The 12,455-nt window shown below is 61.0% G+C and carries 12 protein-coding genes; 5 read left to right on the top strand and 7 right to left on the bottom strand.

What is annotated here, in order from left to right; all coding sequences use genetic code 11:
• Positions 1-4: 4 nt before the first annotated feature.
• The 6 genes from VLU25_08830 to VLU25_08805 are packed head-to-tail and all read right to left on the bottom strand — an operon-like array spanning position 5 to position 5,836.
• Entirely contained in the window at positions 5-880 is an 876-nt protein-coding gene (locus tag VLU25_08830) for a tetratricopeptide repeat protein (protein ID HSR68033.1), read from the bottom strand.
• Positions 877-1,908, bottom strand: a complete 1,032-nt coding sequence (locus VLU25_08825) for a VWA domain-containing protein (protein HSR68032.1) — start codon at positions 1,906-1,908, stop codon at positions 877-879. Before VLU25_08825 ends, VLU25_08830 begins: the two co-directional genes overlap by 4 nt.
• Positions 1,909-1,929: 21 nt before the next feature.
• Positions 1,930-2,925, bottom strand: a complete 996-nt coding sequence (locus VLU25_08820; GenBank protein ID HSR68031.1) for a VWA domain-containing protein — start codon at positions 2,923-2,925, stop codon at positions 1,930-1,932.
• Entirely contained in the window at positions 2,922-3,947 is a 1,026-nt protein-coding gene (locus VLU25_08815) for a DUF4381 family protein (GenBank protein HSR68030.1), read from the bottom strand. Before VLU25_08815 ends, VLU25_08820 begins: the two co-directional genes overlap by 4 nt.
• A complete protein-coding gene (locus VLU25_08810) occupies positions 3,944-4,825 on the bottom strand; it encodes a DUF58 domain-containing protein (GenBank protein ID HSR68029.1) in 882 nt (293 codons plus the stop codon). Before VLU25_08810 ends, VLU25_08815 begins: the two co-directional genes overlap by 4 nt.
• 6 nt (positions 4,826-4,831) lie before the next feature.
• On the bottom strand, positions 4,832-5,836 hold the full coding sequence (locus VLU25_08805) for a MoxR family ATPase (protein HSR68028.1): 1,005 nt from the start codon (positions 5,834-5,836) through the stop codon (positions 4,832-4,834).
• Between the two features lie 225 nt (positions 5,837-6,061).
• On the opposite strand from VLU25_08805, the gene VLU25_08800 reads away from it, so the two are divergent.
• From VLU25_08800 to VLU25_08785, 4 genes are all read left to right on the top strand, one after another.
• Positions 6,062-7,096, top strand: a complete 1,035-nt coding sequence (locus VLU25_08800; protein HSR68027.1) for a site-specific DNA-methyltransferase — start codon at positions 6,062-6,064, stop codon at positions 7,094-7,096.
• Entirely contained in the window at positions 7,096-7,827 is a 732-nt protein-coding gene (locus tag VLU25_08795; protein HSR68026.1) for an SfiI family type II restriction endonuclease, read from the top strand. Before VLU25_08800 ends, VLU25_08795 begins: the two co-directional genes overlap by 1 nt.
• Before the next feature lie 215 nt (positions 7,828-8,042).
• Positions 8,043-9,455 carry a Na+/H+ antiporter NhaC family protein gene (locus VLU25_08790; protein ID HSR68025.1) on the top strand — a complete coding sequence of 471 codons (1,413 nt, stop codon included), beginning with the start codon at positions 8,043-8,045 and terminating at the stop codon, positions 9,453-9,455.
• Positions 9,456-10,676: 1,221 nt separating this feature from the next.
• Entirely contained in the window at positions 10,677-10,985 is a 309-nt protein-coding gene (locus VLU25_08785) for a hypothetical protein (GenBank protein ID HSR68024.1), read from the top strand.
• A 279-nt stretch (positions 10,986-11,264) separates the two neighbouring features.
• Here VLU25_08785 and VLU25_08780 read toward each other — a convergent pair whose 3' ends face one another.
• Positions 11,265-11,840: a Uma2 family endonuclease gene (locus VLU25_08780; GenBank protein HSR68023.1), complete on the bottom strand. Its 576-nt coding sequence runs from the start codon at positions 11,838-11,840 to the stop codon at positions 11,265-11,267.
• Between the two features lie 240 nt (positions 11,841-12,080).
• Between VLU25_08780 and VLU25_08775 the strand changes: the two genes are divergently transcribed.
• Positions 12,081-12,455 (top strand): hypothetical protein (locus tag VLU25_08775; protein HSR68022.1); only part of this gene is annotated, 375 nt, incomplete at its 3' end.

Raw genomic sequence — 12,455 nt, 5'->3', positions numbered from 1 at the left:
TCCTCTACCAGTCCTTCTCCACCTTGACGGGACGCTTGGCCTTGAGCTGCTGGCGGCGGATTTCCTTGGGATCTTCGCGGATGGCCTGCAGCAACTGCTCGGCCGTCTGCGGACTCATGGGCAGCGGCTCGCCCTCTCCTTCCTCCGGCCGGGACTGCTGGTCCTGGCCCTGCTCAGGCTGCTGTTGCTGCTGGTCCTGCTGGTTCTGCTGCTGCTGGTCCTCCTGTTGGTCTTGCCGCTGGTCCTGCCGTTGTTGCTGATCTCGCTGCTGATCCTGGTCCTGCTGCTGCTGTTGCTGGCCCTGCTCTTGCTGGTCCTGCTGCTGGTCCTGCTGCTGGTCCTGCTGGTCCTGATCCTGTTGCTGGTCCTGATCTTGCTGCTGCTTCTGGTTCTGCTGCTGGTCCTGGTTCTGCTGTTGCTGCTGTTGTTGCTGCTGGCGGCGCAAGGCCATTTCGAGGTTGTACTTGGCGTCTTGATCGGAAGGGTCGAGGCGCAGGGCCTGCTTGTAGGACTCGATGGCGTCCTCCAGGCTCTCCTGCTTGAAGAAGGCGTTGCCCAGGTTGTACCAGGCCTTGGACTCGAGTCCGGGATCGGCCTTCTGAATCGCCTGCTGGTAAGACTGCAAGGCCTTTTCGTAGTCGCTGCTCTGGTAGAGGGCGTTGCCCTCGTTGAAAGGCGGGACGGGCGAGTCGGGAGCCTCGCGCAGGGCTTGCAGGTATTTCTCCCGCGCCTCCTGGAACTGCTTCTGCTCATAGAGGCGGTTGCCCTCGGCCACTTGGGAACGTCCGGCCTGGGCCCGCAGAGACGGGCCTGCGGCCAGCCACAGCAAAAGCACGAGCAGGCCGTGACGCAAGTCGCGAGATCGGTTCCAAGGCTTCATTGAAAACGTCCTTTCCAGATGCGGCTGGGCTTGCGCCGCTCGGGCACGAAGAACTCGCCCAACAGCAGCAGCAAGGCCGCGCCCAGGAAGAGCTGGAACTGTTCTTCATAACGCCTGAACTGCTGCGAGTCCAGTTCCCTTTTCTCCATCGATTCGATTTCTCCAGCCAGCTCGGCCAGTTCGTCCTCGCCGGGCGTGGCCCTGAAGTAGCGTCCCTGGGCGGTCTCGGCGATCCGCTCCAGGCTGGCCTCGTCCAGAGCCGTGGTGACGACTTCGCCCTGCTGGTTTTTCTTGAAGCCGACCCGGCGGCCCCTTTGATCGAACTCGGGAATGGGGACGCCCTGGGGCGATCCGATCCCCACCGTGAAAATGGTCACGCCTTGATCCGAGGCCTCCTCGGCCTTTTCCAGCGGCTGGCCTTGATGGTCCTCTCCATCGGTGATGAGAATCAGCACCTTGTGTTTCATTTCTCCCGACTGAAAGGCCTTGAGAGAGAGTTCCACCGCCTTGCCCAGGTTTGTGCCGGGAACGGAGAGCAGTTGGGTGTCCATCGAGCGCAGGAACATCTGGGCGGCTCCGTAATCGAGCGTCAGCGGACACTGGACGAAGGCCTCGCCGGCGAAGGCCACCAGTCCGATGCGGTCGCCGTCCAGGCGCCGGATGAGCGAGGAGACGGCGTGCTTGGCCTTCTCCAGCCGGTTGGGAGCGATGTCTTCGGCCAGCATCGATTCTGAGACGTCCAGCGCGATGATGATGTCGAGCCCCTCGCGGCGTACGGTTTCAAGGCGGGTGCCGAACTGAGGACGGGCCAGCGCCGTAATCAGCAGGGTCAGCGCAACGACCAGCAGCAGGGCCTTGTAGAGGGGCGCTCTGCGGTTGACCATCTGGGCCAGCTTGGGCGCCAACCGGCTGCCCGCGAAGGTCTGCAAGACCTGCTTCTTGCGCCGCCAGGCCCACCACAGGAAGAGGGCCAGCAAGGGCACCAACAGGTAGCCGATGAGCATGGACTGAAATGCGAATCGAAACATGTGGCGGCCTCTCCCCCTTTCTTATGGGATTTTACGGAAACGCGTCTGGGCCAGAGCCAGTTCCAAAAGCAGCAGCAGCAGCCCGGCGGCCAGCGGATAGTGGAAGAGCTCGCCGTAGCGGGTGAACTGCTCGACCTTGATCTCGGTGCGTTCCAGTTGATCGATTTCGCCGTAGACCTGCTGCAGGCTCTCGCGGTCGGTGGCGCGGAAGTAGCGTCCGCCGGTGGTCTCGGCCACCTGGCGCAGGGTGTCTTCGTCGATGTCGACGCGGATGCGCCGGTATTGGCGTCCCATGATGGGGTCGTTGACGGGATAGGGCGCCTCCCCCCGGGTGCCGGCGCCCACCGTATAGACCTTGACTCCGAAAGCCTTGGCCATCTGGGCGGCGGTGAGGGGATCGATTTCGCCCCGGTTGTTGCGTCCGTCGGTGAGCAGGATGGCCACCTTCGACTCAGCCTCGCTGTCGCGCAGGCGCTTGACGGCGGTGGCCAGCCCCATCCCGATGGCGGTGCCGTCTTCGATAATGCCCACCTCCATCTCGTCCAGCAGGTCCTGCAGCACCCCGTAGTCCAGGGTCAGCGGACACTGGGTGTAGGCCAAGCCGGCGAAGACGACCAGTCCCACGCGGTCGTTGCGGCGTCCCTGCACGAACTGAGAGGCCACCTGTTTGGCGGCTTGGGAGCGGTTGGGCTGGAGGTCCTCGGCCAGCATCGAGCTGGAGAAATCGAGCACCAGCATGATGTCGATGCCCTCGGTCAGGATGTCCTCGCCGCTGACCCCCGTCTGAGGACGCGCGAAGGCCGCGATGAGCAAGGCCATGCTCAGCATGCGCAGCGCGAAGAGAAGATGGCGCCGGCGCGCCGAAGAGGCCCGGGCGGCCCGCTTGAGGCGTCCGATGTCGGAATAAAGCAGGGTGGCGCCCTTGCGTTTCACGCGCCTCCAGTACCAGAGCCCCATCAAGGGCAGCAGCGCCAGCAGGCCCAGCAGGTAAGGATCGGCGAAGCGGTAGAAGCTCATGGGCCCTCCTCTCCCGAGGCTGTGGCCATGGCCGCGGCCGGCTGAGGCTGGGGCTTGTTGGGCTCTTCCTTGGTTTCGTCCACGATCTGGCGGGCCAGGGGGACGATCTTGGAGTTGTTCTCGGCGCTGGGACGCAGCTTGGCGAACTTGACCAGATCGCAGCGTTCGCTGAAAAGCTCGAAGAGGCGCTGGTTGTGCAGGCTGAGACGCAGGCGCTGCAGTTGCTGGGAAATCTGGCGGCTGGTCATCTCCATGGCGTCGATGCCGTAGCGTCCGCGCAGGTAGCGGCGGATGATTTCCGAGGCCCGCGTGTAGTACTCCTTGATTTGTCCTTCCTGCAGCAGCGGCGAGACCTCCAGTTCAGCCAGTTCGCGGTAGGCCAGCTCGTGAGGCGGCAGGGGGGGCTGAGCGCGGCGCGGAGCCCGGACCGGAGCGGGGCGCGGACGCCGCCTCCAGCGCCGGTAGAGCCACCAGGCCAGGGCCGCCGCCGCCAAACCCAGCGCGATCCACAGAGCCACCCTCCAGGGGTCGAGCGGAATCTCGGCGGGCGGCTTGATGTCGCGCAGCTCGCCCTGGGGATCGGCTCCGACTTCTTCTACGGTGAGGGAAAGGGCGGGGGTCTCCAGCACCTCTCCGTCGTCGCGTCCGGCCGGGATCCACTCCAGCTTGAGTGGCGGCAGGTCGAGCTGGCCCAGCTCGAATGCGGTCAGAATCCAGCGCTTGCGCGAGGCGATGCGTCCGTCCTGGCTGGCGGGGTCGAGCAGTTGCTCGTCGAGCACCTCGAAGGGGCCGAAGCGTCCCTCCTCAGGCTGGGGCCAGACGATGCGTCCGGCGGGATCGTGGAGCACGGTCACGGTCAGCGACACCCGGTCGCCCAACAGCATGCTCTGGCGGTCGAGCTGGGCGTCCACCGACTGGGCTTGCAGCCCAGCCGTCAGCAGCAAGCACAGCATCCCGGCCCGCGCGCAGCGTGGGAAGCTTATCCCTGCGGCGATTTCCGAGTTGGCCCAAGAACTCCTCACCGCCTGATCCTCCTGGCCCGGTTGCGGAAAAACTCCACCAGCGGCTCGAAATAGCTCTGGTCGGTCATGATCTCCACCAGGTCGGCTTTGAGGGAGCGGAACAGCTCCTCGCGCCGGCGCTGCTGAGCCTGCGTGTTGGCGCGCACCAGCTTGCGGAACTGCTGGCTGCCGGTATCGACCAACAGGTGTTCGCCGCTTTCAGCGTCCTCGATCTCGAGAAACCCCACCGGCGGAATGGCCATCTCGCGCGGATCGATCATCTGCAATCCCACCAAATCGTGGCGCTGAGCCACCACCTTGAGCGGCTGACGGTAGGGCTTTGAAATGAAGTCCGAAACCAGGAACACGACCGCCCGGCGGCGGGTCACCCGCATCAGGTACTCCAGCGCCCCCCCGATGTCGGTGCCCCGCCCCTCGGGCTTGAAGTAGAGCAGTTCGCGCAACACCCTCAGCACGTGGCTGCGACCCTTGCGCGGGGGGACGAACTTCTCGATGCGGTCGGTGAAGATGATCAGCCCCACCTTGTCGTTGTTCTTGATGGCCGAGAAGGCCAGCAGGGCGCACAGTTCGACGGCGATTTCGCCTTTCATGCGCTGGGCGCTGCCGAACTCGCCCGAGCGGCTGACGTCCACCAGCAGCATCACCGTCAGCTCGCGTTCTTCCTCGAAGACTTTGACGTAGGGGCGTCCGCTGCGGGCGGTGACGTTCCAGTCGATATTGCGGATATCGTCGCCGTAGTGGTATTCGCGCACTTCCGAAAAATCCATCCCGCGGCCCTTGAAGACGGAGTGGTATTCGCCCGAGAAGACGTCGTTGACGAGTCCACGGGTGGTGATCTCCAGGCGTTTCACCTTGCGCAGGATCTCTTTGGGAATCATGCGGGCCTATGGGACTTCGACTTTGTTGATGACTTTCTGGACGATGTCTTCCGAGGTGACTTCTTCGGCCTCGGCCTCGTAGGTGACGATGACGCGGTGGCGCAGCACGTCCATGGCCACGGCCCGCACGTCCTCGGGGGTGACGAATCCGCGGTGGTGCAGGAAGGCGTGAGCCTTGGCCGTCTTGGCCAGGCAGATGGAAGCGCGGGGGGAGCCTCCGAAATCGATCAGCTCCGACAATTCGCCCAGTCCGTATTGTTCGGGCTCGCGGGTGGCGAAGACCAGGTCGACGATGTAGTGCTCGACCTTGGCGTCCATGTAGATGAGATCGACGGCGCGGCGGGCCTTGAGGATCTCTTCGGGGGTGACGGCGGCCGTCACATGCGGCTGCTCCAGCCGCGACATGCGGCGGACGATCTCCAACTCCTGCTGCTTGTCGGGATAGCCCACCCTGAGCTTGAGCATGAAGCGGTCGACCTGGGCCTCGGGCAGAGGATAGGTGCCTTCCTGCTCGATGGGATTCTGGGTGGCCAGCACCAGGAAAGGTTCCTCCAGGGGGAAGGTGCTCTCGCCGATGGTGACGGTGCGTTCCTGCATGGCCTCGAGCAGCGCCGACTGCACCTTGGCGGGAGAGCGGTTGATCTCGTCGGCCAGGATGATGTTGGCGAAGATGGGTCCCTTCTTGGTCTTGAATTCGCCGTCTTTCTGGTCGTAGATGAGGGTTCCGATGAGGTCGGCCGGCAGCAGGTCGGGCGTGAACTGGATGCGCTGAAACTTGGTTTGGATGGCCTGGGCCAGCGTCCGCACGGTCAGCGTCTTGGCCAGCCCGGGCACGCCCTCCATGAGCACGTGTCCGTTGGCCAGCAGTCCGATGAGCAGGCGTTCCACCATGTATTCCTGACCCACGATGACGCGTCCGATCTCGTCGGTCAGCCGCCCCACAAAGGCGCTCTCCTGCTGGATTTTCTCTTGAATGGCGTCGATATCTAGTTCTTGTCGCTTAGTTTCCATGACAGTTGTAGTCGTTGCTCTGTCTTATACTCCGTCCAAGCCCCGAAGGTTCCGCCCACCCCGAAACTGGATATTTTAACATCGCGCCCGACAGGGCATCATCTTTACGGCGAATGGAAACGAAAAAGGGGATCTGGCGGTGGCGGGTCCTGGGGTCTGACTGTCACTCCCAAGATATAACCTGTAGTGGTCCGTTCGATCGGTAGCCCTGGAAAGGAGATTGTGATGAGCAGCGCATGCGCGGAAATGCCGTTCAACTACGACAGATTACCCAAGGACTTGCAGAAACAGCTCAAGAAAGTCTACTCGCGCAACGGAAATGAGGAGAGGGAATGGCTGGCTACCAATACGATTCACTGCGGCGATGCGCTTGGACTGCTGCCGAAGGTCGAGCCGAACAGCATCGCGGTCAGCGTCTGGTCACCGCCCTACTTCGTGGGCAAGAGCTACGAGGCTGATTTGTGCTTTGAGGAATGGCAGCGCCTGCTGGAGCAGGTCATCGCCCTTCATTATCCGATCATCCAGCCTGGTGGATTTCTAGTCATCAACATCGCCGATATCCTCTGTTTCAAGGATGCGGAAATGCCTCGCATCGCCACCGAGAACGTAGGACGAAGACGTTCGCCTGTCACGCGGGATGATGTCGTTCAGGCGATGGAGGAGAATCCGGACCTGAATCGCTACCAGATCGCCAAAATGCTCGGGTGCAGCGAGCAGACGGTTGACCGGAGACTGAACGGCAACAATATCCGCGGAGGCAAATACGGCAGTCAAACGCGAGTCAAGCTGGTAGGGGGCTTGATCGAACAGTGGGGAATGGATGCCGGATTCTATCTCTATGATCGCCGGATCTGGGTCAAGGATGCCGCCTGGGAGAACAGCCGCTGGGCTTCGCTGTCGTATCGGGCGGTTGACGAGTTCGAGTACCTGTACTTCTTTTGGAAGCCGGGGGTCACGAAGATCGACCGTTCCAGGTTGAGTCGAAAGGAATGGCGCGATTGGGGTTCCAGGGCCGTGTGGGAGTTCCCCTCGGTGCGGGCCAACGACGACCATGAGGCGAAGTTCCCACAGGAACTGCCGACGAGAGTTCTGAGGATGCTCAGCGATCCTGAGGACACTGTTCTTGACTGCTTTGTCGGGAGCGGAACCACCGCGATTGCCGCAGCGAAACACAATCGGCGTTTTCTCGGCATCGACATCGAGCCGCGCTATGCTGAATTGGCCCGGCGAAACCTCAGACGGTCGACCCGGCAACTGTGATGTTTCTGAATCCTGAAGATGCCACGGCCACTATTGTGGAGGATGTGGAGAAAGCGTCTCTGCGCCTCGCAGTTCAGGCGCTGATCGAATTCAGGGAAGAAGCCCTCAAAATCTTCCAGGTTCAAACGGAGAAATTCGAACACAACCTTCAGGATGTCGGCGAAGACATCACGCGTGAAGCTTTGGATCGGATGGGCCTGTCTCGCATCGAGGACCGGCTATTTGGGAAAATCGACTACAAGCGCGCCAGATATGTGTTCCATCCTGAATATGCCTTGCGGCAGGCCCTATTCGTCGATTCGAAAACCGAGAAGGATGCCAAGACTGTTACGCTTCAGATGTCGCAGACCTCGATGAGTGTCAGACAAGAGCGCCGTGGCACGCTGATTGACCAGCCCGGCTCTATGCCGAAAGTCTGGGAAAGCGGAAAATTCCATTACCTGACCACTATCATCATCGTGAAGTACCACTATGAACAAGAACAAAGGAATACGAGTCTGAAGAGCATCATTGCAGCCGCCATACCGAACGGTCTTCTGCAAGATCGCTACAACCCATCGGTCGAGGACACGATCTGGCGGGCTGGAAGGGACGCGCCGACTCTGGGCGAAAAATTCCGTGTCCGGCTGCGTTACGGACTTCTTGAAAGGAAGTCTCCTTGGCGCGTCCAGAGAATCTCGGCACACGGCCCGTTTTCCTGGAACGATGCGACAGCCCTTAGGCGAGAATAGGGTGCTGGCAAGGCCGTTTATTCGAAATGAAACCTGCTGCTGAGTCTGAGATCCAGCGCCAACCGGCAATTTAGCATCGAAATGAGATCATACTGAAGGCGCCCATAAAATCACCCGGCTTCCCCAACTTGTCGTTCTCTAACTCCGCCGTGCCCGTGTCTGACACCGACGCCTCGCGTCTTGACAGCACACCCGCCGACACGTAGAACGGGCGGATGCAAGATTACGGCTGGCTTTCCGTGCTGCCTCCCGTGTTGACCATCGTCCTGGCCATCGCCACCAAGCAAGTCTACCTCTCGCTGCTGCTGGGCATCGGCCTGGGATGGACCATCATCGACGACTGGAATCCCTTTGCGGGCGTGGCTTCTTCGATCGACGCCATCGTCTCGGTTTTCGAGAGCGCCTCCAACACGAGGGCCATCCTCTTCACCTTGCTGATGGGTTCGGTCATCGCCTTCACCCAGCGTTCGGGCGGCGTCAAGGGCTTTATCACCTGGGTGGAGTCGCGGGGGCTGGTCAGGAACCGCAAGCAGGCCGGACTCATGGCCTGGGTGCTGGGGCTGGTGATCTTCATCGAGTCCAACATCTGCATCCTGGTGTCGGGCACGGTGTCGCGTCCGCTCTTTGACCGCTACAAGGTTTCGCGCGAAAAGCTGGCTTACATCCTCGATTCCACCTCGGCGCCCAAGTGCATGCTGCTGCCGCTCAACGGATGGGGCGCCTACGTCATCGGACTGCTGGCGGCCCAGAACATCGAGCGTCCGGTGCAGGCGCTGATTTCCTCCATTCCCTTCAACTTCTACGCCATGGCGGCCTTGCTGCTGGTGGCGGTGCTGGTCATCACGGGACGCGATTACGGCCCCATGGTGGCGGCTGAGAAGCGCACCTTGGAGGGCAAGAAGCTGAATCCGGACGCGCGTCCCATGATCTCGGAAGAGGCGGGCGAGATCGAAGCCAAAGAGGGGGTTCCGGCACGGGCCTTCAACATGGTGCTGCCGGTCGTCACGCTGGTGCTAATGGTGCCCATCAGCCTCTACGTGGACGGCGGAGGCGACATCCTGGCGGGCAGCGGATCGAAGGCGGTGCTATGGGCTGTGGTGACGGCCCTGGTGGTGGCTGCAATCAGCTACCGCCTGCAAGGCGTCCTCAACCTGCACGAGTCCATCGACCTGACCATCAACGGCGCCAAGCCGCTCTTGCCCGTTGCGGCCCTGCTCATGCTGGCCTTCGCCATCGGAGCCACCTGCACGGAACTCGGCACCGGCCCCTACGTGGCCAAGCTGGCTCAGGCCGCCTTGCCGGCAGCCATCATTCCCGCCCTCATCTTCCTGCTGAGCTGCTTCATCGCCTTCTCGACGGGAACCTCGTGGGGAACCTTCGCCATCATGATGCCCATCGCCATCCCCATGGTGACCCTGATCGGACTCGATCAATCTCTGACCATCGCCGCCGTCCTGGGCGGAGGCGTCTTCGGCGACCACTGCTCGCCCATCTCCGACACTTCCATCATCAGCTCCATGGCCGCCGCCACCGACCACATCGACCACGTCCGCACCCAAGCCCCCTACGCCGCCACCGCCGCCGCCCTAGCCGTCACCCTCTTCCTCCTCTTGGGCGCCCTGCTGTAAATGCCTCTCTTTCCGTAGTTTGTCTGATCTTATCTGGCTGTCACTGGCTGCATCTAGGGACCCCTTGCTGGATCCATTACCTGGCAAAAGAAAGCTAGGCAGTGTGCCGGGGACGCGCTTTGAACACCTCTCTGCGGTGCCAGGCCAGGGACTTCGGATCGGGGACGTGTTCGGGGTGTTGGGGGAGGCGGGCTGGGTGGGCGTGGTGGCGCAGGAGAGTGTGATGAAAGCCGGTTGAGCCGGTGACGCGTTCTGAGACCAAAATGTGGTGCTCTGCGTTGAGAGTGAAAGCTCCCAGGTGAGCTTGGGATCAGACCCAAGCCTCTCGGACAAGGCATCCGGCAATCGCCCTTGGGCCTTCTTGTCGACCAGTTCCCTGGCTGAGGGATCGTGACCCGTTTCCTCCATGCTCAACGGTTCCTCAGCTTCCAGCAACCACAGGCCGTCATTGGCTAAACGCCAGAATGGATACTCTGGATGGTAGTTCGTCCGACTGGGACCGAATTCCCGCAGCAACTCCGTCAGTACAGGGGCAGCCTCCTCGAATCGAATCGGCTCAGTTTCTTCCCGCGCGATCTTGCCGAGCGCGTAGAGAAGCAAGAGGGGCTTATTAGGAGCACGAACCGATCCCCGCTTCCACACGTTGATGCCGTCAATGAGCCCAAGAATCGTTTCTCGATTCATACTCTCCCAGAACCGCCGATTAGGGCATCCAGCGGCCTCTCCACATCCTACGGCACTCGGGCGACTAGGTGGTCAACAAGTTCCCAAACGGGTCGACCGTCGGTCGGCTCCTGTCAGTTTGCCACACGGCTTGAGAGTCGCCGCAAGGATGCGCCTCCCAGCTTTGGAAGGATCAGTCCAGTTGCCGGTCACCCGTTGTACCTATGGCGGCTATCCGATGAAGGCCTCAGTACGGCTAGGCGGGGAGGCCACTGAGCGGTACCAAGGCCGGGTGGGAGGCGCATCCTTGCGGCGATGGAGAGGGCGTTGCGAGACAGCTCAACCTCACTCGAGCCTAAGTAACTTGAAAGAAAAGTGGATTTTCACCTCGAAATTCTTGGTAAAACAATATAGGATTTCGGTTGTTGCAAGTTTATCGGCTGCGAAGTCGAACGATGCCGGGGCCGGTCAAAACCGAAAATCCGGTTAAGCGGAGCCGCAGATAGTAGGCGCTATCTGCGACCCCTGACCACTTCATTCTCACGAGAGGAGAACGAAATGGCTGAACGAAGTTTATCGCACATTCCCCGTGTACAGATTTCCCGCCACCAATGGAACGAGGTCGAAGAGTTGGCCAAGCTGGCCAATCAGGCCTTGGCGCTGCCGGGTCTCTCGGGGCGCAGCCTGCAGGTGGCCCGCGGCGCCATGCAGCGCCTGATGGACAAAGTGCGCACCATCACCTGGCACACCGCCCATGACCTTGAAGAGTGGGAGAGGGAGGCCAAGAGCGTCCCTGAGGCAGGAGCCAACCTGCGCCATTCGCGCCGGTTAGTCCCGACGGTGCCAATTCCTCGCCACAACGGCTGACCCATCCAGTGCAGCCCCCGGTTTCGGTCTACCGACCGGGGGCATCTCCTCCATCGCCGCAAGGATGCGCCTCCCACCAGGCCTGTGTCACTTTGCCAACGCCCGACACCGGTGACGGCTGGGAACAGGGGAGATCAGGCCCCATTGGATGGTTTCTTGGCGTTGGAGGCGGCGGCGTTCGTCTGGAAGCGGTTGAACTAGTCGCCGTAGTGACCTTTGAGAAGGGTTGGCAGGGTGACAATTTGAGAGGGGGGAAGGGAGAAGCTGGGAACACGATCTCTAGCGGAAAATCGCTTTGAGAGGGATTTTGAGGTTGGGGAAGGCTTCTAGCTGAAGTACTTCGGGGCTGGAGAAGGTCTTGACCAATTGGTATTCGCCTTCCTCGGACAGGTCGAAAGCTTCGATGCGGTCGAGGTCGGGATCGACAATCCAGTAGTGAGGGACCTGGAAACGGGCGTAGAGGCGGGATTTGATCATGACGTCCGTTCGGCGGGTGGAAGGCGACACGATCTCGACCAGGAGGTCGGGCGTTCCCTGGATGTTTTTCTCTTTGACGATCGCCTCGTTGTCTTGGCGGACGAAGATGAGGTCCGGCTGAATCACGTTGTGCTCATCGAGCAACACATCACATGGAGCATTGAAGACTTCACCTTCGCCATGTTCTTCCAACTCTTGCATCAGGAGGAACAAGATTCTCTTCGAGATCCGCTGATGACGGGTCGTCGGCGAAGGTGTCACGTAGAGGTCTCCTTCGATGATCTCGTAGCGCTTTCCATCATCCGGCAGGGCCAAGTAGTCTTGGTAGGACAGCTTGATCCTCCCGGGCGGAATCGTTCGCGGTGACGGTTCCGACACTTTTTCCTCCTTCGAAGCTCCTCTCGATTATGCGCCCAGGCTTTCAAGTGGTCAACCGAGGAACCCCTCCCTGGCCGCCCGCGCGATGAACTCTGCTTCGCTCGATCGACTCTTAGTAAGGAGAATGAAAATACGGAAAGCAAGGCAACGAGTCCGCTGGCCGGTGTCGATCATAGTGGCGCTGGTGGGCGTCTCCTTCTCCACTCTCGGGGAGGCGTTCGCCAAGCGACCATCGATTCCTTGCTTTACAAACTCAAGTGGACAATAGAAGAGTGGCAATCCATCGTCATTGCGCCGACCCATGAGCTGACCGTATCATTTCAACTCGATCCTTCCTTGAAACCAGACAGCGTGATCTACGAGCTGGAACACACGACGAACCAAAACTTGCCCACGAGAATCAAGATCATCTCCCTCCACAAGCCGGACAAAAATCATGGGGGGACCGGCAACGGTGATGAGCAGGATCACCCTTTCGCCGGGCACAGACCAGAAGTCATGGGCGGATTGGACCTGCGTAATGGCTCATCATCGATTGGCTTCCATCGCGGAGGTCACCGAAGAGAGGATTTCGGAACGAGCCTGCTCGTCCGCCACGTATTCCTTCAGCAGTTG

This window comes from Acidobacteriota bacterium (assembly GCA_035471785.1).
Taxonomy (GTDB): Bacteria; Acidobacteriota; UBA6911; order RPQK01; family DATIPO01; genus JANQFM01.
Note: the sequence above shows the minus strand (reverse complement) of the source record. Positions and strands in the feature narration are given on the sequence as shown.